10 protein-coding genes and 1 pseudogene are annotated in these 24119 nt (G+C 58.2%); 9 read left to right on the top strand and 2 right to left on the bottom strand.

Going from position 1 to position 24119, the window contains the following annotated elements:
• Positions 1 to 98 precede the first annotated feature (98 nt).
• Positions 99 to 1202, top strand: a pseudogene (locus EPZ47_RS30800) (methyl-accepting chemotaxis protein); the annotation flags it as partial.
• Entirely contained in the window at positions 1194 to 2057 is an 864-nt protein-coding gene (locus EPZ47_RS30805) for a methyl-accepting chemotaxis protein (RefSeq protein WP_406550174.1), read from the top strand. The pseudogene EPZ47_RS30800 and the gene EPZ47_RS30805, both read left to right, overlap by 9 nt.
• Here EPZ47_RS30805 and EPZ47_RS14595 read toward each other — a convergent pair.
• Both EPZ47_RS14595 and EPZ47_RS14600 read right to left on the bottom strand, forming a co-directional pair.
• Entirely contained in the window at positions 1972 to 2730 is a 759-nt protein-coding gene (locus tag EPZ47_RS14595; protein ID WP_135845434.1) for a class I SAM-dependent methyltransferase, read from the bottom strand. The genes EPZ47_RS30805 and EPZ47_RS14595 overlap by 86 nt on opposite strands.
• 63 nt (positions 2731 to 2793) lie before the next feature.
• Positions 2794 to 3423 (bottom strand): LysE family translocator, encoded by a 630-nt coding sequence (locus tag EPZ47_RS14600; protein ID WP_135845435.1) that lies wholly within the window; start codon positions 3421 to 3423, stop codon positions 2794 to 2796.
• Positions 3424 to 3716: 293 nt separating this feature from the next.
• Here EPZ47_RS14600 and EPZ47_RS14605 point away from each other — a divergent pair, with 293 nt between their 5' ends.
• The 7 genes from EPZ47_RS14605 to EPZ47_RS14635 all read left to right on the top strand — a co-directional run bounded on the left by EPZ47_RS14605 (position 3717) and on the right by EPZ47_RS14635 (position 24094).
• A complete protein-coding gene (locus EPZ47_RS14605; protein ID WP_116642573.1) occupies positions 3717 to 4127 on the top strand; it encodes a hypothetical protein in 411 nt (136 codons plus the stop codon).
• Between the two features lie 70 nt (positions 4128 to 4197).
• A complete protein-coding gene (locus EPZ47_RS14610) occupies positions 4198 to 4596 on the top strand; it encodes a hypothetical protein (protein WP_135845436.1) in 399 nt (132 codons plus the stop codon).
• 18 nt (positions 4597 to 4614) lie between these two features.
• Entirely contained in the window at positions 4615 to 5913 is a 1299-nt protein-coding gene (locus EPZ47_RS14615; protein WP_135845437.1) for a hypothetical protein, read from the top strand.
• Between the two features lie 13 nt (positions 5914 to 5926).
• Positions 5927 to 6793, top strand: a complete 867-nt coding sequence (locus EPZ47_RS14620; RefSeq protein WP_116642570.1) for an exonuclease/endonuclease/phosphatase family protein — start codon at positions 5927 to 5929, stop codon at positions 6791 to 6793.
• Complete coding sequence (locus EPZ47_RS14625) at positions 6790 to 7425, top strand: hypothetical protein (protein WP_135845438.1); 636 nt, start codon at positions 6790 to 6792, stop codon at positions 7423 to 7425. Before EPZ47_RS14620 ends, EPZ47_RS14625 begins: the two co-directional genes overlap by 4 nt.
• Positions 7426 to 7523: 98 nt before the next feature.
• Positions 7524 to 11072: a hemagglutinin gene (locus EPZ47_RS14630; RefSeq protein WP_238346735.1), complete on the top strand. Its 3549-nt coding sequence runs from the start codon at positions 7524 to 7526 to the stop codon at positions 11070 to 11072.
• A complete protein-coding gene (locus EPZ47_RS14635) occupies positions 11069 to 24094 on the top strand; it encodes a LysM peptidoglycan-binding domain-containing protein (RefSeq protein WP_135845440.1) in 13026 nt (4341 codons plus the stop codon). Before EPZ47_RS14630 ends, EPZ47_RS14635 begins: the two co-directional genes overlap by 4 nt.
• The last annotated feature ends 25 nt before the right edge of the window (positions 24095 to 24119 follow it).

Here is a 24119-nt window from a genome sequence, read left to right on the forward strand (position 1 = left end):
ACAACCATGGATTCTGGCCAGGCAAGCCAATGCGGCTTGCCTGGCCTGGGCAGGCCGACACTGCTGCTGAATTCGCTTCAGGCATAAGGATAAGAATAATGCTGAAGAAATCTGCCCGACTGCTCGCCGACTCTTCGGTGGGGCAAAAACTGCTGCTCGGTTTCGGCCTGGTGTCCTTGCTCGCGGTGGCCGCGATTGCCCAGGGCTTATATGCAACCGCCAGCTTGCTTGAACACAGCCGCCAGGTCAGCGCCATGGTGGAGATCAATCACCTGACGCTGCAGATGCGCAACGCCGAGAAAACCTATGCACTCGATCCCCAGCCCTTGGCGATGCAAGAGGTCAAGGCGCTGATAGGCGCACTCGGCGCTCGGCTCCACGAGGTAAAGGCCCAGGCATCCGCGGACGATGTACCCTTGCTGGCCGCCATGCAGCAATCCATCGACGATTACCAAGGCCAGTTCGTCCATTTTGTCGATCACCAACGCCTGGCAGCGCAGGCGTTGCGTCATATGCAGGAACAGGCCGAGCAGGCCCGCCTGCAGTTCGAGACGGTCGAACTGGATATGTACGACCAGGTACGCGATGTATTGAGCAGTGGCCAGGCCCAGGAGGGTGATCCACTGAGTCTGGCGGAACAGGCCTCGGCACTGCAGCGAAAGCTGTTGGTCGCTCGCAATAACGAGTTCCTTTATGTGGGCGAGGGGCAGCCTGCCGCTCTCCAACGCTGGGACGAGTTGGTGGAGGAAATGAGCAACGCCCTGGAGCTGCTTCAGGGCCGGGTGGATGAGAACTCTGAAGCGTCCCTGGCGGCGGCCAAGGCGGCTTTGGTCGAATACCGCAAGGCGTTTGCCCGCTATCGCGATAGCCGTTCATTAAGCAAGCAGACTGCCGTGCAGATGGACGTCCAGGCGCAAACCGTACTGAGTCAGGTCGAACAGGCTGCCGCCGACAGGCAGGTACAGATGGGCGAACGAGGCCATTCCGTCATGCGTCTGCAGGCAGTGGGGGCCGTGGTGATCGTCGTCCTGGCGTTGTTGGCCTCTTTGATTATCCGGCATCTGATCGTTGTGCCTCTGCGCGAAGCGTTGCAGACCGCCCGGCGTATTGCCCATGGCGACCTGAGCGCAGCGGCCCAAAGTACGACGGCGCGGCGGGACGAGTTGGGGCAGTTGATGGTGGCGGTGGGGGAGATGACGGCCAATCTGCGCCAGTTGGTAGCGCGCATCGGATTGAGCGTTACCGGCCTTGGGCAAACGACCGCGACCCTGAGCGCATTCAGTACGCAGAGTCATGGCGCTGCCCAACGCCAGAAGATCGAAACAGAGCACGCGGCCACCGCCATGCAACAGATGACCCTCACTGTTCAGCAAGTGGCGCAGAATGCCGAGCAGGCCTCGAAAGCTGCCGACGAGGCTGATCACCAGGCGCGCCGTGGTGAGCAGATCGTGCAACGCGCCAGTGAGCAAATCGATCGCTTAGCGGCAGAGATGGTGCGTTCCGAGCAGGCCATCCACTCCTTGCAGCAGCAGGTCGAGAGCATCGGTAGCGTTGTCGATGTGATTACCTCGGTCGCCGAGCAGACCAACCTGCTTGCACTCAATGCTGCCATCGAAGCCGCTCGGGCGGGGGACCAGGGGCGTGGTTTTGCCGTGGTCGCCGATGAGGTGCGGGCGCTGGCGCGGCGTACCCAGGAGTCGACTCACACGATTGAGACGCTGATCGCCGGTTTACAGCATCTCTCCCGGCACAGCGTCGAGCAGATCCAGGGGTGCGGGCGTTTGATGGCGGACACGGTGTCGCTTGCCGATCAGGTAAGCACTGCGCTGGGCGGAATTGCCGGAGCGGTGTCGACAATCGAGCAGATGAACCAGCAGAACGCCGCCAGCGCGCAACAGCAGAGCGTTGTGGCCGAGGAGGTGAGCCGCAATGTCATGCAGGTGCGAAACGAAGCCGAGCACTGCGCGGGGGTTAATCAGCAAGTGTTGCTGGCGTGTGGTGATCTGGCGAACCTGGAGCATGAGTTGCGTGAGGCGGTTGCTCAGTTTCGGACCTGAGGCACTTTGTCGGTTCAGCCACCAACAGCAGCGATTGCGGCACGGGACTCTGCGGGTGTTGCGGTTCCTGCAGGCCGACCAGATGAAAACCGGCCATGTCCAAGGCATTGAGCCAACTGGACAAGGTGCGAAAGTACCAAGGCATGGAGTGCCACTGACCGGCGAACCCGGCGAAGGTCTCCTCCCGCCAACCGTCCTGATAATCACCTGCTGCCACGGTCCATGGATGCAGCGTCTGGATCACCAGCGCGCCGCCTGGGGCGAGCAGGGCGTTCATGGCGGCGAGCAAGGGGATGATGTCCTGATGCAACAGGGCGAAATTGGCACAGATCAGGTTGTAGCCGTTGCCGATATCCACCTGCGTTTCCACCAACGCTTCATAGCTCGCCAAATGCACCGGCGAGGAGCCCGCTGCCCGCGCCGCATCTACAAGCGTCGCATCACCATCCACGCCGACCGCCTCGATGGAACGATCAGTCAGGGCCCGCAGTAACCAGCCTTCACCGCAGCCCAGATCGAGTACGCGCTCGGGCTGGCGACTTAGCACCGCCAGCAGGATTGCCTGGTCCGTGACCGTCCGGCGGCTTTCGATGGCGCCCGTGCGGATGGCTTCGATCCAGGACTGGGCGTTGTAGTGCCAGCTTTGGAGGAGGGTGGATTCGGCGGCTGGCATGATCTGGCTCCGGAGGACGTTGGACTAGAGGATAGAACAACGGGCTGCGGAGTGTTCCCATGATCAAAGCGGGCGGTCAAGAAACAACAAGCGCGCCGCCAACGCTGTCATGACTGTGGCAAAGCCGTACGTCCCCAGACGCTTCGAGATTCCGCCGCCTGCCAGTTTTCCTCTCAGTTGACCGGCACAGACTCCAAGTACGCTATGGAAGATGAGTGCAATCAGCGCCAGCAACACGCCAAGGAATACCAGTTGGAGACTGATGTTGCCGGCCTTTACAGTGACGAACTGAGGCAGGAACACCATGAAGAAAAGAAGCGCCTTGGGATTCAACAGGCTGTTTAGGGCACCTCGGCCGAAGATTCTCCAAAAGGACGTCATCTGAGGTTGAGTGGCCGTGGGCAGCGCGGGTGTTCTCAGCGCTTGCCAGGCAAGCCATAGCAGATAAGCGGCCCCGGCCAGACGCAGCAGCTCGAACGCCGGTGCCCAGCTCATTACCAGGGCGCCAATACCGGCGCTGACCATGAGCGTCATCAGCAGGTCCGAGAAGGAAATGCCGAGGGCGGCAGCGAAACCTCCACGCCAACCGTGGGCCAAGGCATGGCTGGTGACAAAAGCCATGTTCGGGCCCGGAACGATCAGCAGAAGCAGGGCGGCGATCACGAACAGATAAAGATTGGCGGCATCCGGCATGGACATCACTCCTTGGGGTTGAGCCATGACGGTAATTGAAGGGCTTAGATGGCGTTAGCTACAGTCGGCACCTATCTGATAGCTACAGTCGCTTTACTGCAGCATTTCGCGACGCCCAACTCTGGCGGAGCAAGAAAATCCAATCACTGAAATGACCGTTCACTGGGCACGCTATATAGGGGGGCTGAACGAGCCTAAAAATTTCTTTGGATTAGCTTGCGCAATATGCCCCTGTTTACTAGCCTCAGATTCGCATATGACATGCAGCTAAACTACCAAATGGAAGGCCAAGGATGAGCACATTCGTACGTTCCCTTACCATCGAAATCTTCAATGCAAGCGGTGCTGATATTACTGTCAACTACGGCCTTCTGACGGGTGGAGAGTGGGCGTCGGCACCGGTTCCCGGCACAGTGATTGAAGCAACGACCCAGCAATCCTACGTTAACGGTGTATCTAACACCCTGACGGCGCTCGGAGGTCAGATCCTACTGACACCTGCCGCTGGGGGCAGCATCACTCCGGTCTGGAGTTGGCCGTCGGGCTCCCCGGTCTCCGGCAGTGTGAACAACACGGCGACCGACCTGGCTGTCACTTACCAGATTATCAACGCCCAAACCAACAACCCCACTCAGCAAGTGATCATCACCAATGCGAGTACGAGCACTAAGTTCGTAGCCTCAGTCAAGAACGGCGACTACTGATCGTCTCTGAACAAGAAAGGGCTGGCACCGAAGTGTCAGCCCTTTCTGCGCTACGGGGAGGGTCAGTCTCATGCTGGCTGAGCAAGCGAACGATGTCTATGTCGTTCAAGTTGCAATTCAGAATTCAAGTGACACCGCTTTAACGCTGACGGTTGGAGTGCTGACCTATGGAAGCTGGGTTCCTCAGGATGGGAACGGCATCCCCCTGCCGAACACGATTCTCGCTCCCGCAGGTGCGCTTACTTACTTCAATGCGGCAGTCAATGCCTTCTCTGCTGTTGGCGGAAGTATTTCCTTCTTGCCCGCCAATGGTGGATCGCTAGTTGTCTCCTGGGAACGAAAACAGGGGGCTGCCTTGACGGTAAACGTATCGGTCACCAGCGATACCCTCACGGCACAATGTAGCAGCATCAATGCCGGGACGCTGAGTCCAACAGCTCAATATCTCATCACTAATATCAGCAGTTGAGCAGGGAAAGGTACGCGAATGGCTACCAGCTCTTATAGTTTTTCGAACGCGCTGCCCCCGACTGTATCCAGTGGAATCGAGGGGCCGTTTCTGATTCCACCTATAACGGCGGGGACGCCGGATTATACCAAGCCACTGTTGATCTACGTCATCTCGGTGTGTGCGCCCAATACAACGGTGGCAACACCGGGCATCACCAGTTCCCAGAACTCGGTGTTCACACTCTCGTTTGTGCAATCGAGTTACTCGAGTACGACGTTTCTTGCATTGATCAGCGTGACCGCTGCGTCGGTATATAGCCAGGATCCAACGATTCGGACCCAAATGCTTGCGGCTTTCAAACAGTTTCGCCAGCAGGTTGAAGCACTCGAAGTGCCTGCCACATCGACAAGTGGCGGACTTCTACCCGGTGCAGCTGTGACGCTACTCAATCGTGTTGCGTTATCCATGCCTCTTCGGATCGACGAGGTTCTCCCGTACCTCTATAGTTTCGATCCGGTCAACCAACTCGTCGACCTTGCCCCAGGAATGAACTTGCGAGTTGAATGGGCAGGTTACCAATACTGCGACCCACCCGGCGGGCCTGGCTATGGATTCAATGCCTTCGCCAACACCGGTACCAGCCGGCTTCGCGTGGTTCAAAGACCTGATATTTCTCTCGCGCTGGATGCTTTTGCTGGCGCCTTCGCTCCGGGATACGGGACCAATCCAGCGTCGACCTGCCCGATACTGGCCGCGGGGCCGCTCGATCTGTGCCTTGGGGGCAATGCCCGGCGCCATCTCAGAGTGATTCTCCCGACGATAATCACCGGTTCCGCCTCACTGGATAATAGCGGCCCGCAGCAACAGCTCAGCTCGTGGTTAATCGGAGCCGACACATTTGCCGATCTCGAAGCCGCCACTACCGACATTCTCAATGGCGGGACCGGCTGCGGCAAGCAGGCAAGCGGAAACCCGATTGTAAGCATCAGCTTTACCAGCAGGGTCATGCTGGTTCCCGAAATTACAGTGCTTCTGAACGGCAATCCGATGTCCGTTCCATTAGGGACCACGATCAAAAACCTGGTTGCGGAATATGCCGACCCGACATCGGCCCAATACAGGAACAGCAACAATATAAATTCCGACTTGAACCTCGGCATGAACCGACGACTTCAGAACACTGGCGCGCCCAGCGCCGCGGCGACCACCAAGTACTATCAAGCCAACTTTATCTTTCTTCCGAGCAATTCGGCACAGCCTCCGATCTATTCGGGTAAAGCTGGGGATCAGTATGACGCGCCACTTCTCAAGGGCGACTCTATAAACATCACCTGAAAGGGGTGGAATTATGCTTCGGCAGATGAGCGTTTTCCTCTCGGCCTGGGTTGTTGCGCTTTTCTTGATCGCCAACGCACGTGCAGCTGATCTGACGGTCGGCTCCTTGAATGCGTTGCATCTTGGGTGGGGAACGACGGCGACCACAAAGAGCAAATGTGACCAAATAAAAGTGCTAATGGCCACAGTGGATATATTATTTTTACAAGAGACAATGCAAACGTCCGTACCCTGTACTGGCCTGGGTACCGGCATTCAGCAAGATTGCTCGGTGATGAAGGGGGCAAGCTCTTACAAGGAGGCTTACTGCTATGTTTATAAATCCAGCAAAATAACAGTAATCGCCTACATCAATGCGTCAAGCGCTTCGTTCAGTCGCCCTCCCTACGCGATACTCACAAAAGTAAAGGTGACGGGTAAGGCAGATAAATATGCATGGTTTGCTAACATCCATTCTGTTTTCGGTAAGACGGTGAAACCACGTCAGGACGAAGCCACGGCAGCGGGTGCGTTTTTCAAGAGCCTTACCACAACGACCTACGGAACAATAACGGTTCCGCCCAAAGGCTTTCCAGTGATAATCGGCGGCGACTGGAATCTCGCGGTGACCAACAAGAAAAACGTCTATCAGACAGGCTTTAAATGGGTGGATCCAGTAGCGAACCCAACAACCGCTCCGGAGGCTTGCCCGGATAATGATCCGACCAGCCTGACCACCAAGGGGGCTCCTTCCAGTCCTTATGATCACCTCGTAATAACCGGCGTCTCCCTGACGGGTGATGCCACTTGTTACTTCACCACCAACAGCCTGTCCGGGCTCGGTTGGCGGCAGAATGTATCCGATCATATGGCGATATACTGGGGGGTGACATTCAAATGAACCGCTACCTAGTATTATCAGCCATTGTTTTTATTTTTCTGGCACCTCGACTGTACGCGGACACAGACTTCATTATCCCTGAACAATGTATTCAGGGCGCAACTGGAGCAGCTTCCACCGATCTGGCAACAGGAGGGGATCCGCCGATCGTAGAAGTTTCCAGGTTGTTTACAGCGACATCAGACAAATACGCGACTGTAACCAATATATATACTGACGACAGTAAAAACTGGTACGTCGAATTCGATGCCCCACAATATGACGCTTATGCTATCAAAACAACGTACACTCCGTTCCTGACCACTTTTCAGTCGGCCTATTATTATCAGGGGCCGTCTGGCAAGGTTGCCCTTGCTTTGCCTGTAGGCAGTCTGCTGAGTCGTATCTGGGAATATTACAACATAAAACTCGGAAGTGCTTTGGGCGACGCTTTTATCGAATTTGTGCCAGATACTGTCGCGAATGATCCATTTACCATGCAGGTAGATGGGAACGGTGACATTACGTTGTATTGCTATCAAGAAGTTTTCGGCGGTCAGGCCGTAACGGTTTACGACAAAAATCACGAGCTTTATGGCACTGGCATTATACAAAGCGACGGCACTATCCGTTGGGATCAGTCACAACAATAGCTATATTACGAGGCAAGAAAATGTCAGCCCTTTGTCAATATCCGTCGCAGACCAGCTTATATGTGCCAGACACCTTATCGCCGGGTGATAGCGTGCGGATGGCATACCTGCTGCCGGCGGGTGTGACGGGGCCTCAAACTTTGAGCTTGTCCGATGCCATCTCTTCAGGGGGCTGGTTCGTCGTTGTGCCTGGACTGATACCGGCTCAAATAGACAATTTTGTTTCAGCCGCTCAAGTCTATTTCGCCAACAGCGCCAGAGCGGGCGCGTTCGCCGCGTGGTTTCAAGACATTGAAAATCCTGCGGCCGGGTTAAGTGGAACGGTTGTCTATGCGACCCGCTCCAACGCGCAGGCTGTCGTAATCCGGTCGGCGCTGATCCAGGGTGCCAATTTATCCATCAATATCGACAGTGGTTCCATTCTTGCCGTTTCCGAAGATGGATTGAGCTTGTCCATCTCCGGAAACGGCAATAGCTGGTCAGTAACGCCGTTCGGCTCTCGCCAGCCTTATCAACTGCCCTGGCTGAGTGGCGGCGCTATCAATGTGCTTGGTCCCAATACCATCTCTGGTTGTTTCCAGTTCTCGGTGTCCGTCACAGAGGCCGCAGCCGAACAGTTGGATGTCGGTCTGCGTTCCTACACCGCGCCGGTTGGCGGCGGTTACGCTCAGAGCGCGAGCCACCGGTTTCTGGTTTTCGGCACTTCTGGCCTTTCGCTGGACATGACGCTCGACCCCTTGGCTCCGCTTGACCATCTGCGTAGTTTCGCAGGGTTTATCGCCAATCAGTCGCCACTGGCCTCAACCTACCGTACAGCCGTTGGCGAAACGGTCAATCTTGCACCCGCAGCCAATGCCTCGCTGGTATTCACTGAGCGGCTTCTTGCCGTTGACGCCAGCGGCAACCCTGTCGTTCTGCCAGGCAACAAGACTGTTGCCATGACGCCCTGCGGGGATTTTACAGTATCGCTGCCCGGGACCAGGAAGACGTCGCTGCCCGGTTCCGCCCCCGATCTCAGCTCAACGCTGATGTGTGGCTTATCAGCGGTGGAGTATCTTGGTATCAATGCGTCAGCGACGCTGAGTTTCGTTCCGGATCAACCGGCGTTTGCTGCGACGCTCAGAGCCGCCACCGGCACCGGAGCCAGTGACACGAAGCGCGTCTATGGGCCGCTCACTGGCGCAGGCCGGACTTCATGGGCCTACCTGTCCGTAAACGATGGCTCGGCCTATTTCGCGCAACCCGACAGTTCGGTCCTGCACAATGGGCCGGGGGACGCGTCCTCTCCGTTCTTGAACTATCTGCCGGTGGAACTCGGAGTACTCCCACCTTCAGCGCTGCGCTCAGATGCGTTTGGAGATGGGCTGGATGGCTATCCGTTATTGCCTTACGCCGGTGTGACGGTCGGCGTCGGCCTGACCACCGATGACATCTCGCAGTTCGAAATGCAGGCCTGGGCCCCCAAGCGCAAGGCGCTGATCCAGCAGGCGGTCAATCTCAGCGCGAGTCGTCTCACCGCATCCGCCGCAACGCTGCCCTCACCGCCGTTCGGCACAACCCCCCAAGGCCTGCTGCTTGAGTTCAACCAGGCCGGAAACGAATTGGGCTGGGCTCACCTGACCCTGGGTAACTCTCCTTCAGTCGTGCCGATGTATCGCAGCGACACAGTCGTTCTCAGCGCTGTCGATGGCCCATTGAAGGACGCGCTACAAACAAACCAGTTGGCGCTGATCATGTCCTCTGGCGATCGCTTTGCGGCCTGTGGCAGCTTCCCATATGTACTGACGCAGGAACGCTACCTGACCCTGAAAAATGTCATCACGGATGCGAGTGTAACGACGGCGATCGCCCCCTTGGTTGTTGGCGTCAGCCCCGGTTCTGGTATGTGGCCAGATGAAGCCGCGCTGAACATTTCGCTGCAGAGTGTCCTGACGACAACTCAGTACGATACCTGGGCCCAGACAATCCGTTCTTATACCGGCGACTTCAGTCTCTTCGTCGCTGATTGGGAGTTTGACTTGTCCCCATGGCGCTGGGCGGATCACAACTCAATCGTCATTTTTAAATTCTGCAATAAGCAGTTGGTACAGATCGTTGCAGACACCGCTCAATGGACTGAGGGCGACGCCTTCAATACTTCAACGGCTGCGACTCAAAAGATCATCTCCGACATTTTCGATGACGCAACAAGCCGGCTGAAAGCAGGCGATACCGATCTCAGCTACTTCGTCAATACTGTGATGCTGAGCGCCAACTGGAACGGCATACTTGTGTTGAATGGGGAAGTCCCCCTTTCCGGACTGCCGCCGCAGTTGGAGGGACTTGCCGCCGGCATCGACGCGTCGAAGTTCCAGGCCCACCATTTAGGCATCACCGTCACCCCGGTCGTCACCGGTGCCGCTGAGTACGTGACGACAGCGAGCTCGGCGTTCGGCCTTATCGACTATAACTCGCTTGAACCTTTGACCAGCACTCAGCCATATGACTACAAGGTGCTGTCACTGAAGGTCGGGATCGCCAACTCAGAAATCATTTCCTTTTCCAGTTCGATCGAACTGATGATTAATGAATTGTTCGGCGAACAATCAACGCAGGAGAACGCGTCCGACAACAATCTGGTGCTCTACGGCACTTATCAGAAGAGCGGTGGGGTAGGGGCCTACTCCTTTACCAGCAATGGCCCCACGTCCTACAGCATGTCGAGCAGTACGCTCTACATGGTCAACATTCAGACCGCGTCCTTCATCACGGTTACCAGCGGTGAGGACGATCCAGGCGACACCACGGTTAATTCGCTTTTCCAACTGAGCGGTTCGGTTTCGTTCCTGCCGCAGACCGGGTTCGATCTTTTTTCCTATGGTCCCGAGCAAGCTGTCATCGATATCGGCGGAATAGGGAGCGGCCTGGCCTATTCGGCGTTGTCGATCGACATGACCTTCGATCAAGCATCGCCCACTTATCGGACGTTTGTGTTTGATGCCACAAAGATTTTGCTCGACCAGGGCGCCAGCCAGGTCCGGGTACTCAGTCTGGCCGCCCACTTCCCGATGAAGCTAACGGGCTTGGTGCAGGGCACAGGGCAGACAACCCCGGACTCGATGGGCTTCATGCCTGTAGATTCTCCGATTCAGGGAAGCATGCTCACAGCACCATGGTTCGGCCTGGAATTCGAACTCGATCTCGGGTCTCTGGGCGCTCTCGCTGCGCAGGCGGGCTTTACCGCATCGCTGATGTTGGGATGGGCGCCCAATATGAACGGTGTAACCAACTATGTAGGCCTCAGCATGCCAGGCGTCAGCGGAGGTGATCGCGCGATCTCGCTGCAAGGCGTGCTCAAGCTGGCGTTCGGCGATGTTTCGTTCCTGGTTCAGCCACCGACCTACATTCTTCAGCTCAAAGACATCGCGTTGAAGTTCTTGAGCCTCAGTTTCCCGCCGAACGGGCAGATCAACATGCTGATGTTCGGCAATCCGGACGCCCAAACCAGCGGCGCCCTGGGCTGGTACGCCTCGTATCTGAAAAACGGCGCGGGCGGTAACACGGGTACAGGTAAAAATGCTGTCAGCCGCCTCAAGGCCACCGCACACGGAAATACGGTGCTGATTGCGCCGCAACACGAGATCAGAAGGCAGGGAGCCAAGAAATGAACATCCAGGATCTTTGGACCAGCCTCCACACCAATGACTATCTGAACGCTTCGAACACGAGCCTGGCCCTGCCGGCCGACAATCAACTGGGATCGGCACCTCTTACCGAGCTGCTCAGTGATGCCACGCTGTTTCCAAGCGCCAGCCTCGAAATGGCGCTCACAAGCGCAACGCCGCCGGGCACGGTCATCACACTCGTCGGCACGTTGACCGGCACCTTCATGGGCTTCACAAAGCCGGCTGCCACCGCCGTGTTCAGTGTCGATAGCGATGGAGTGGCCGAACTGTCTCTCGCGGTCACTTTGGGTGACGGGCAGGTGCTGGGTATCGCGTTTGCCAAGATCGCCAACGACGTTCCAGGTCAATATGATTTCACGGGGGCCAGCCTGACTGCGGCGTCAGCAGCGTCGGGCAGTACGCTGACCTTTTCAGGCGTGCCCGTTCCTCCCAAGACCTATGCCAAGCTCTGGAGCGGTTCCATTTCACCGGTGGCCGGCGCAATCACAAGCTGGGCTAACCCCAGCACCACATGCCCTGTTTTCTCGCTCTCAAACAAGCTAGCTATCACCGCGCCACAGGCCGGGTTGCTCACCTTCAAGGCACAACTCTCGCTGACGAGTTCGTCTTCCGGTGGCGCGGGTCAATTGGTCGGTGAGATCCCCGCCGGACAATTGGCAGTCAGTGCCGTCCCGATGTCGAGCGTCTTGCCTGTCAATGAGGGGACCGGCCCGGTTTTCAGCACCGCAGATGGCTGGAAGCTCAATATCCCGGACCTTTCGAGCCTCGCTGCGCTGTTCGTCGGTACGCAGCTTGCCGCTTATGTCCCACCGCGTTTTCCCCTTGGAAGTGCCCTCAACGTTACCCGTATAGCGTTGTCGCTGGCCTATGGCGGCGCCACATCGTCCGTGATGACTACAAAAGTGGTCGAAGACACGTCGGTCTCGCTACTGCCCCTTAATGCGGCGAACCTGGATAGCATCGAGTTCTCGTTCTCTATGGTGCTCAGCAATGTGTTGAGCTTGAGTATCAGTGTCGGGGGCAATTTTCATTTCTTCGGTAACCAGACCCTCAGCTTCTATGCAGGCGTCTCTGTTCCCTCACTGATCGGTCGGTTCTACAACAACAACGCTATCGACGTTTCTGACCTGCTTTCCGTTGTCGGTATAACGGGCATCCCACAAAGTGGTTGTGTGTTCGACACGCTGAGCGCCACCGTAGATGTCAACAACGGATACTATTCCTTTACTGGCCAAGCACTCTTTACCCAAGGTGACTGGTCAATCAATCTCGGTAGCGGAATTAAACTCATCGAGATCGACAGTCTCGGCCTGACTATCAATAAATCGGCAGCGATCACAACGGCTCAACTCTCGACTTCATTTGTGTTTCTAGGCTCTGAGTTTTACGCGACGGCTTATAACAGCTCCGGTTCAGCGGGGTGGGTGTTAACCGGTACGATGTCGCCGAACACACCGATGAAGATCGCCGATATCGCGCGTCAGCTCCTGCCCTGGATCGCTGACGCCGTACCGGACATCACCATCAACTACCTTCAGTGCCAGTTCGACACCAGCAACAATACCTACATGGTCAACGTCCAGGTCATGTGGAAACTGGACATTTTGCCGATATCGATCGCGGCTGAATTCATGCTGCGATCCAGCCGCATGAGCTCCACTGCTCCGGCCCAGTATTCCGGTTATGTTCGGGGCACCGTCGACATCAATGGCATGATCCTGGGCGTGGCCTACCTCTTTGATCCGACCACCAGCGACATTATCTTCAGTTACAAGAGCCTGTCGGTCACCTATCACAAAGACAACCAGGTAGCCGCCAATACCTATGTGGCGGTGAGTCTGAACAACAGCACCGTCGGCGACCTGTTCAGTTTCCTGCTGGAGTTCGCCGACCCGGGTCGGAACATCTCGCTCTCTTCGCCTTGGGACGTGCTGGAAAAAATTGGCTTACCGAACCTGACAGTCAAAGTCTATCTCCAGACCAAGAACATTGAAGTCGACATGGATCTGGGCGTCGATCTGGGCTTCATGAAACTCACTAAATTTGTCCTGAAGTACAGCAAGCAGTACGGCAAATCGAAGTTCGACCTCCAGCTCAGCGGGAATTTCCTGGGGCAGGATTACGGCCAGAACGGCGCCGCGCCACTCAGTTGGGATCCGCTGAACCAGGCACCGCCCGTTGTGCCTGGCTCCGGCACCCAAAGTTTCGATCTTGAATACCTTGGCCTGGGTCAGCGCATGGCCCTGCGAGAGACACCACCGGCGACGATGGATGGTGTCATCAAGGCCCTTGAAAAAGCGCTGGTTCCAACGGGCAACCCACAGCAGAATCCGGCCACACAGTTACCGGGGCTTTCCTATGACGCGGGCTCTAACTGGCTGATCGGAACCCGTTTCACCGCGATGTCCACGGTACAGCTCAGCGTCGTCTTCAACGACCCCAATCTCTACGGCCTGCTGATCCAGCTTTCCGGCAGCCGGGCAGGCTCTTTGGCGGGCCTTCGCTTCGAAATTCTGTACCGCAAGATCAGCGACACCATCGGTGTCTACCATATCGAGTTGACGCTGCCCGATGCCATGCGACACATCGAGTTGGGCGAAGTGTCGATCACATTGCCAATCATCACGCTGGACATCTATACCAACGGCAACTTCCGTGTGGACGTCGGCTTTCCGCCAAGTCTTACTGACTTTTCCAGATCCGGTTCGGTCCAGGTTTTCCCGTTCATTGGCTATGGCGGCTTTTACTTTGCGGTTCTCAACGGGACGACCTCGACCAATGTCCCCGTCATCTCTAACGGCAATTTCTCTCCTGTTCTCGAGTTCGGTCTGGCACTCCAGGTCGGCGTCGGAAAAACCATCTCACTGGGCATCCTGTCCGGAGGTATAAGCATCACTGTCGGTGGACAGGTTCAGGGGGTACTTGCCTGGTTCAATCCCACTTCGGCCAACCTGTCGCCGGAACGTTACCTACATCTGCGCGGGACCGTGGCGGTGGTCGGTATTGTCTACGCGACCGTCGACTTCGGAATCATCCAGGCCAGCGTCAATCTCACAGTCTATGCCTCGGTTTCTCTGGACATGCAGAGCTACAAGGCCATCCTGCTTGAGATCAGTGCAGGGGTGCGCGTCAGTGTCTCGATCAAGATCGTCTTCATCCGCATTCGTTTCTCCTTCTCGGCAACCATCACCGAGAGCTTCACCATAGGCTCAGACTCCACCACCCCCTGGCTCATTGCCTCGAATTCAAACCCTCAGAGCATCCTGCGGGGGTCTTACCGGACCCAGGCCCCGGTGCTGCGCCAGCGGCCCTACGCAAAGCTGCGCAGCCGAGCCGCTCGCAGCCTGCAAAAGCGTGGTGTGCTGCTGCGCCGGTCCGCACTCAACCTGGCTGCGACGACTACGGTCAACCTGACGGCGATTCCATTGATCTCCCAGGCGTTGCCCAGCGACTTCAGTTTCCCGGGTGCCCCGAGCTTTCCTGGTACCAGCATGAACCCGGTACTTGCCCTGCTGCTGGGCATGGAGACGTCGACGGATCCCGCCGCTGGTACCAACCAGTTCCTGACATTTGTCACCGACTGGATCACCGATGCTATCGGTCACACTCAGGAAACGCTTTCGGCTGCGTTGATCGATGAAATTCTTGACGCGTTGTCCTTGAGCGATGTGGCGTCCACGATCTTCACCTACAGCGCATTGGAGACGTTGTTCACCAGCAACAACATCCAGTTTGCGGTCGCGGCCCGGCCGACAACGGATCCCGGCACAGAGATCCCCATGGCCTTGATGGCCATGATTCCCGAACTGACGATGTCTACGCCTGATTTTTCCATAAACTTCTTGTCTGACCGCGTGCCGGAAGGAGATTACGAACAGACGATCCAACAGTACTTTGCCGACCTGGCCGCCCAGTTCGCCGCCCGTAATACGGGCTCAACCCTGCAGGCCGAGGAGTTGATGGAAACGCCGGAATCCATGGCAACCCTCATATTCCGCTACTACTTTCAGATGCTGACCAAGGGGCTGATGCAACAGGCCAAGAGCCTGCTGGCCGATCTCGACCTGCAACTTGACGAAGGCCAGACCGCAGCGGCTTCGCTGACCTCGATCGCCAACAGCTTTACCAATAACTACACGGTACGTACTGGCGATACACTTGCCTCGATTGCCCACTTATTCGGCGTGAGCGAAGCGGATCTCAGGGCGATCAATCCGGACTACCAGAGCGTTGACCCGACTGTCGGCCAGACGATTTTCATCCCCACGACTACGGTCACGTACACCAGCCAGAGCGGCGATACCCTGGTCGGGCTCAGTGCATGTTTCGGCGTCTCTCCGGCCGATCTACAGGCCGCCAATCCCAGCGTGGACTTCGACAACCTACCGGCGGGGACCGCGCTCACGATCCCGGCGATGCGCATCCTGCACACCGTCATTGCCGGTGAAAGCGGGGCATCGGTCGCCGCAGATTTCGGCATCGACCCGGGCACGCTCAAAGCAGCCAACCCAGGCGTCGACTTTAATCCGCTGCCGGCCGGGACGGAGTTGTTGATACCTCTGCAGGTGACTCCTTATATGGTCGCCGCCAGTAATCAGTCCGCACAGAACGTCCTCAATACCGCGGTTACGCTTGTTCTCGGTGACATCACCTTTACGGCCAAATCAACCGACAGCATCACCTCGTTGGCGGCCCAGTTCGGCGTCACCGCCGAGCAATTGGTGACGACAAACGCCGAGAGCCTGACCGTGATAAACCCAGGCCAGTCAATTGTGCTCGGCGATCTGACCACGGTGACCCGGGCAGGGGACACCTACAACTCAATCATCGGTTACTGGTACGACCGTGTCGCTGATTTCGATCCGACGACTCTGACCACGGCCAATCCGAACCTGACCTTTACGGGCGGTCAGACGCTCTCGATCCCGCAGACCACCACGAATAACACGATCTACACGGTTCAGAATGGGGACACCTTCGCCAAGGTGGCCTCGGCGTATCCAGGCCTCACACTCTCCCAACTGCTCAGCAACAACGCCGCAATCGGTCTTGATATCGGCCAAACCGTCAACTTGCCAGCCGTCTCGGTTCCAACCAGCAGCAGTTTCATCCTGCCCTATGCGGCCACGACGGGCGATACACTGACCTCCATCGCCGCAGCGTTCTTCGCGGCCGATGACCGAACCCAGGCGGCGGCGATCCAGAGTTTGCAGCAGTGGAATGGCACCCTGGTCGCAACGGCCCCGCTGGCTGTCGGCCAGCTCATCAACATTCCGTATGCCAGCAGCTTCGGGAACATCCAGCGCCAGTATAAAGTCTCTGCGAAGTTGATCGCAGACAGCACGGCCTCAGGGATGGCATCGCTTCTGGCCGCCCGGGCGTCGCTGACAGCGCCAAATGTGAGCCATTCGATAGCGGCCGCCGACACGCTGGGCGGCATTGGCGCGGCCTACGATCTTTCCCTCGAACAGCTGACGGATCGCATCGCCTTGGTCACGGGCCTCTTTATGGTCGATGCCACGTCGAAGGTGCTGACCCTGTCTGTTGTTGCTATCCCTGGCATGCGCTTGTCGGTGCTCACCAATAACCTGGCGTCCATGGGGATGTTCACCGATGCGCTGAACATGACCAGCCGTTTCATGATGAGCGGCCTGCGAGCCCCGGCGCCGCAGTTCGCTGGGCAGCCAGCCCCATCGGCAACGGTGGCATACCCGCTCTATGCCCTTATCGGTCAGGAGTACCCGCTGGGCGCGGTTGCCATTGGATACGACATCAACATCGGCAGCTCAGGTGCGTCGTGGGTGTCCGTTGACCCCAGCGCTGCCGTCATGCCGCTGGTCCAGCCAGAAGTCGACCAGATCAATAGCTTCAAGACGCTTACTTTCCAGCCAAGCGTCTCCCAAGCCATTGCATTGCCGCAGTTTAGCTACACGGCCGATTGCCAGTCGGTGGGCACGATCAATCGCTGGGTGACCCCGCAAGTGCCGGCGGCCATCGTCCCCAGTGGCCAGAAAGTGGTGCAGCCGTCGATGTGGACGCTGCCCGATGCCATGATATCGGCGCTTGCCGCCAGTCCGACCGGCACGCTGCTGTACCAGCCAAAATCCGGCACCACGATGTCCGATGGCAGCATCGAGAGCGTTGCCCTCGAAAACACGTGCTACGCGACCTCGATCAGCATCGATATCCAGACGATCCCTGACGCGCCCGATGGCACCTATATGGTCGCCGGAGCGGATCAGGCGGGGATGCAGCGGCTGTTGGCACTGTGGGAGTTCCTTACCACCAACAGCGAGACCGCGACCCTCTATATCGCTTATCCGGATCAGAGCTCGTCCAGCACGACCGGTGTTTTGGTCTCTGACACGCTGAGCCGCACCGACAGCTTCATCCTGAAGACGAACCTCAGCACAGAAAGCCATGGCGCACCACAACTGACGCTGCGTAAAACGCCGATTCGCATGCTCAACACCGGCCTGTTGGAGACGCCGCTGGCCGATCTCGAACCCGCCAATTCGCTCAACTTCCTGCAATTGCTGTGGGAATGCAGTGTGGTCAAATCCGGTGGTTACTATTTGCGCTATGTGACGACCGACGGAACGCTGGGTCTGCCTCAAACCCTTTTCACCGGCGGAACCCAGGCGACCATTCAGATCATCGTGGTCGCCGACAATCAGGTGGCGGGTAGCCCGGTAGCGTACGCCTTCAACAACGTGGCGCTGATCGGTGACAACGTAGATGCCGGTACTCACAATATCTTTTTCGAGGCGCTGACCCACGAGGTCACGAGCTCAGACACGCTTGCCAGTGTGGCGCAGCTCTATGCCTCTTATGTCAGTCTTGATGCCGTCTCGCTGGCGGAGCTGAACCAGACCGTTGTCGGAACCATGGTGCCGGGCACCACCGTAACGGGAGCGTCCGGCCAGGTCGCAGCGCTGGCCACTGACAGTTTCCTCAGCCTGGCGCAGCGCGCCGGCGTGACGGTAGCCGCGATTGCAGCCGAGAAAGCCCAGGTGACTGGTTGGCTCCAGCCGGGCAATGATCTTCAGTTCTCCGGGAACCCGGTCCAGGTCGTCGCGCCCGGCGATACGCTGGCATCCATCTCGCAGGAATATGACTTCCTCGATCCGGAGGCGCTGGCCGCTCTCAATCTCAACACGGTTAACCTGCTCTTGGTCGGGGCGACACTCACAATCCCAACTAAGGCTGACTACATCATCCAGGCCGGCGACACCTTTGGCAGCATCGCGTCTGCCCAGGCGATCGATCTGTCACTGATTGCCGATACAAACCAGGACGCGCAGATCCTGGCGGAGGGCCAATCCATCATCGTAGGGGGCGGCACACTCAACCTCACCGCCACCTTGCCGCAAGGGCACGTCGGTTTCGACGTCACCCGGGCGAACCCACAGCCCGTCGATACAGCAGAGGAAACCGATCAGCAAGCGCTGAACACGCTCTTCAACCTGCTCGGCTTCCAGATCACAGAAACGGCTGCCCTCAAGGCCAGCAATGAGGGGCTGCCCGCCGGCCCCACGACTGAGAACGATGATGCCCCCTGGGACTACCAGCAGGTCATGTCGGTGCTTGCCTTTGCGAAGGTCAACCATGCGATCGAAAGCGCTCCGTTGCCACCACCCGCGTTGAACCCCTATGCAGGCATCAGCCCCAATGCAATGTCCGAGGTCGCGCTTGCGTTCCAGGATGTACTCGGCAACCGCACCAACGGCTCGGTTCTAAGCCCCATCGATCAGCCGCTGGGCTACACCGATTCGATGGTTTCAGTCGGGGCATGGCCCTCGGCGACGACGGCTTATCGTTTCTCTTCTCCGGCATCGGGGGACAACAATCTGTCGGTCACCGTTTCGATTTCGCCGACTCAGTTCCTGCCGGACAACTCTCCGCTGCAGATGCTGGGGGGCGCGCCAAGTGCCGAGCTGTCAACAGCAGCGGCCATACGCGCCAGCGGGGCCCTGGCAACCTATCAAACCGTTTCTTACCAACTGCAACAGCCCGATGTGACCGGTTGGCTGAGCACGACCTTAGGCACTGTCGCGGATGCGCAGAACGTTGGCGAAACGGCTCGCGTTCGTCTCCTCGGCCTGGCGAACTCCGCCTATGTCTTCTTGGCCGGCGCGCAGGGCCTGGTCGTTGATCCGGTGACGCTGGGGGCCAATGGCTACAGGGACATCGGGTCGTTGTTAAACCTTACGTTGTCGCAGAGCTCCACAGGCTATGCGGTGACGGCCGCCAATCTGGGGCAATACAACGCCGCTGCCCGGGCCGATCTGCTGTGGGGGCAGGGCACTCAGCTCGCTGTTCCGAGCAACTATCTGGTGCTGTCGGGCGATACGCCCCAAGCCATCGTCACTCGCCTGGACGGCGCCATCGACCTGGCCACGCTGGCAGACAACAACGCCGCAGTAAAAGTGGCCCAGGATGTAATGGTTCACACAGCCGTACGCTCTGCGACGGTTGGCTCGGCCGGGCTGTCCCTCAGTGCGATCGGGCTTCAGGTCGGCACACTGGTGGTTGATGGCCCTGGCAGTGTTCCGGGGTTGGTGACGCCGAACTCGACGGCGCCGCTCAGCGCAAACCTGACGCTGACCTATTCCGACACAACGGGGCAGTACAGCTACCAGACAACGGCCAGCGTGACGCTGGAAGACGCTGCGGCCAGCTTCACCGAGCAAGTGCGCAAGAACAGCGGTGATCAGGAGGCTGTCGTCACGGTGCTTGAAGTCGCCGGGGCCAATGAGTTCCTGGACGACATCTGGCCAGTGGGCACGAAGCTCACAATCTCAAGCGTACTGTCCAACTCCAACGACACCTTGACGTCACTGGCCAGCGATTTCGGCGCTCCGCCCGGCGCAACGGGTTCGCCTGAAGCCCAGTTCCTTGCAGGCAATGCTCAAGTGCCCGGCATCTGGGAGGTCAATACCGCTCTGTTCATTGAGACGGTGCCTGTTTCCATTGCAGAGGGCGAGACACTGGCGGATATCGCCGGTGCGCATGCCAGCGACGTGGGCTCGGTACTTGATCAGAACCGCTCGGTGCCATTCCTGGACTCGGCTCTGCTTGCCATTCCGTACCTGGCGAACAACATCGGTATTAGCGCCAGCATCTATGGCGCAACGGGTGCCGAGACGCTTTCGGACATTATCGCCAAATATCCGGGATGGAGCCTGGATGGGCTCACTCAATACAATGGTGACGTACCGGGCCTGTTCGCTTCGGTGGCGATCAATCTCAATGGTCGGACGATAACGCCGACCGTGACATCGACGATCAACACGCTGGCGCTGGCATTCGGTCTCAGCGTCAGCGATTTCATGGCCCAGATAACCGGGCTCGCCGGGATCATCGCGGCAGGGGCCGCCATTGTCGCTCCAGCGATGACCTCGCTCAGCGGCGACACCCTCCATGACGTGGCGTCCCGCTACAACCTGGATGACGGCAGCCTTGCTTCGGCTTGTGCTTCGTTGCCAGGTTTTCTGCCCGCCAACATGACGATTACCATTGATGGCACCCAATACCAGACGTATGCCAACGACACCTTTGGCTTGCTGACGGCGCGTATCAACGCCGACCGATTGGCGCAGAACCTCACACAGATCAGTGTGGCCGATGTTGCCGCGGCGGCGTCCGGTGTTGCGGTCAGCGCCCGTACGCTGCTGGCGCCGCCGCTGACCGGTTCCGTGCTGGCGGCGGTTACCCCGGCTAAAACCAAGGCAATCTTAAGTCTCGGCGTGACCCTGACGATGAGCCGCGATCCGTCCCTGCTGGCTCCGGCCTTCGCAGGGGCGCCCCATGTCGTTTCAGCGCGGACCGATATACCGGCCCAGCCATTTGCCGGCTTGACGGCTGTCGACCAGGGATCGCTCCAACAGTTCGCGATTGATTTCGAGACGGTTTTCCCGGGGCTGAAAATCGCAACCGGCCCCGCATCGACACAGACCCAGGGCACCCCGCAGATCAAGAAACCCTCGTTGAAGCTGGCAGCCACTGCCAACCCGGCATCGTCGACAGGTGGAAAGACGCTGTGGGTGGTCAATTTCTCAGAGTCCGGCGTGGGCATCACCTACGAGGTCAACAAATCCGGGGTCCGCTACTTCGGCGTAACGCCTCTCTCGACCGTTGCCTGGAACAACACCGTTGAAGTCCCAACCTATTCCAGCGACAAGGGCTTGGTCTGGAGCGGTAAGCAGCAGGCTTTCCGCGCTGCGGATCCAGACCAATGGAACCAGCAGTTCCTGGCCGCCATCGACTTGTTGCTGTCGCCGTCATATGCCGTGTCGGGTTCCTCGGACAGTAAAGTCGCCGCCAATATTGCCGACGTGATTGCCGCTAAAGGTGGGATCGCGACCGGCATGTCCGGGATCGTCGCGCCGATTCTCGGGACCGACAGCATGGGGCTTGATGAGGCTCAGGCCACGCTCAAGCAACAGTTGCTGACGACCTTGAGCTCTGCCTACTCAGTGCAGACGTTGGTCCAAATCGATCTCGAGGTTCAGGGCCGCGGGGCTGGCAATGACCCAACCACGGCGCCACAGCTCTCCGGCAACCTGGTGGCCGGGGTCATCCGTACGCCGGATGATACGGCTGAGGTCGCCGATCCGAACCAACCGTTCGCACCGCTGGCGGCCCGGGCCCAGGTTTCCCAGAGCTTCCTCGTGGAGACCATTTTTTATGTCCCGAACATCATTCGCCCGGGGCTGACTGTGAGCTATGCCGGTGTCCCTGATACCTACACGACCACGGGCTCCGATACGCTCAGCACGATTGCCGAGTTCTTCAAGGTCAAGCAGCCCGGGGATCTACCTCTCGGGTTGACGCTGGCCGCCACCGATGAGCCGCTGTTCCTGGGGTCCACGGCGATCAACGTGACGTCCTATGTGGTGCCTGCCTCGCTCGCGACGATCACGGACGTGGCGGCATGGATGAACGTCGAGATAGCGGATGTGGTCAACGCCAACTCAGAGCGCACGGGCTTCTTCGCCGTGGGCAGTACGGTCACCATCGACGGCAACGCGTTCACGCCGAGCGCTACAGATACGCTGGAAGCGATCGCCACCCATTTCGGTGGTCAAGATCAGTTCTCGGACAACCTGGCGGATATTGATGCAGGAACACTGCCTGGCAGCTACACGTTGAACAGCTCGGCGCCTGCGCGTGGTATTCAGAACGTCCCACAAATGAGCATTGCCACTGCAAAGGGTGCGCTTTCCACCAACGGTTCACGAATTACCACCCTGTTCGGGGTCAAGGACCCGGCCATTCAGAAGTCGGTCGTGCTCAATCTCGACTATCAGGTCAGCCAGCTGGAGTTCGATCTTCATTCGGTGGATGGTATCCAGGGGTACAAGAGCTCGTCCTGGCTTAACTTCATCGTTCCCATCGTCAATGGCGCCGACACTGATGGATATGTCGGCCAGATCCAGGTCCCGGTCCCCTTACGCGGTTACCCGGGCCCCGCGATCATCTCGGATCAATCTGCGAGCAACGCAGCCGATACGCCGGAGCCGGCTAAAGTGCTGGCCCAGTGGGACTACGGCTTCACTACGAAGCGGCAGTACGCGGCCCAAGATCAGATGACGCTGGAAGTTCGTTTCAATCAGACCAGCGATGACAGCGCGGATGCGCTGGACTATGCGAGCGCGCCTAAGTACGAGAGTGTCATTGAGGTGTTGGCGGCTTTTTCGGCGGTCTGGCCCGCGATATCGGCTGACCTTGCGCAACTGCCGGATACTTTGGCCGATACTGCGAGCCCGGCCGCTGCCAACGCGGTAGCCGCGCTCGCGGACCTGGCGGGCAGGCTCCAGAATGCGTGGAGCGGCGTGCATGCCATGAAGCTGTTCGCAGGCCTGCCTGAAAAGACTTTCAGTTATCTGATGTCGACGCTGGTCCGCGGGGTGCCGGCCCATATCAGCGGCGTCACGCTGGATCGCATCGGGCAGATGACGGATTTTTCGGTAGACCCTGACGATTTCCTTTTCGTGACCGATGCAAGCTATACGGTCGACCTAAACAATGGGGTTGTTCCGGCCGCGCTGGCGACCGAGTTCGATGGATATGGCTTCAAACTCAGTGGCGAGCAGACGATCAAGCCTGCGGTCGTCGGGAGCGGTAACACTGACTGGCTGGTTGTCGATCCGGCGGGCACGCAAAAAATAATAGATGGGCAAAACAATCCTCAAGTCTTTACTGCACCGCAAACCTACAGACTGACGTTGTCGGGTACGGAGGCATCAGCGGTGATCAAGGTCTATCGCCAGATACTGTGGCCGGGCCTGAAGTATGTGCCTCCCGGCAATGGGGTTGAAGGGCAGGGGGCCTGGCTGAGTGCCTCTCAGGCAGGGACCCGCTTGGCATTTGCGCTGGAAAAAGAGCAGGCGCTGATTTCAGACCAGTTGGAACTCGATTACGACTTCTACCGGCTCAATCTGCTGTTGCTGCAGAACGCCAGCGGCGGAACGTCAATCTCGCGCAACGCCAACTTGATTGCCGGCGCCCAGATAAACCCACTGTTCATCTACAAGACACCGGTGGTGAAGTTCCCAACACGGATCACTCCGTTGCTCAGTCATACCGAAACCGTACCCATGACGGGGCCAGACTTGACTGGCGCACTCAGTAATTTCTTCGAGACGCTGGTGGCATCCCAGACCCAGGCCTTGCCGGGGACGATGCGCCAAATGCGCATCGGCGCCACTTACTGGCAATCGGTGGATGGAAAGACCGATCCGACAATACCGGGCAGTCTTTCCTTCCGTAATCCTTTGATATTGGTGCCAACCGTTCAGTTCAACGTCGACACAGACTGGAAGGCCTCTGGTCTTGTGGGAGCACTGGCTTCAGCCATGACAAGCAGCGCCGAGCAAATGGGTATTACGGCCGCGGCGCCAGGGCAGTGGGTACTCGATGTGCTGGTCTATAGCTACGTTGATGGCGCCGATAAGCTCACCGGGATTCTGGATATTCAAAATCAGATCTACCCTGCCTGAGTAGTGCGCAGTTGAGGCGAAGCAG

The organism is Pseudomonas viciae (assembly GCF_004786035.1).
GTDB classification, from domain to species: domain Bacteria; phylum Pseudomonadota; class Gammaproteobacteria; order Pseudomonadales; family Pseudomonadaceae; genus Aquipseudomonas; species Aquipseudomonas viciae.